At 45.6% G+C, this 248-nt stretch carries 1 pseudogene; it reads left to right on the top strand.

The annotated features are described in order from the left end of the window. Nucleotides 1–248 (top strand): annotated as a pseudogene (locus AAEY98_RS22560) (IS3 family transposase); the annotation flags it as partial.

Below are 248 nucleotides of genomic sequence, written 5' to 3'. Positions count from 1 at the left end.
AGCCATTTCGATCGCATTTGCGTGTGCCTTGTTTGGACTCAGTGAGAGCTGTTATCGCTATCAGGCAAAACTCAGTGATGAAAACGCTGCAATAGCCGACTGGTTACAGCAACTGACATCAACCCATCGGAGTTGGGGGTTTGGGCTATGTTATTACTTTTTACGTAACGTGAAACGCTACCGATGGAACCATAAGCGGGTGTATAGGATTTACCGAGAATTGGAGCTAAATCTACGAATTAAGCCGA

This window comes from Shewanella sp. AC91-MNA-CIBAN-0169 (genome assembly GCF_040310165.1).
Taxonomy (GTDB): domain Bacteria; phylum Pseudomonadota; class Gammaproteobacteria; order Enterobacterales; family Shewanellaceae; genus Shewanella.
Note: the sequence above shows the minus strand (reverse complement) of the source record. Positions and strands in the feature narration are given on the sequence as shown.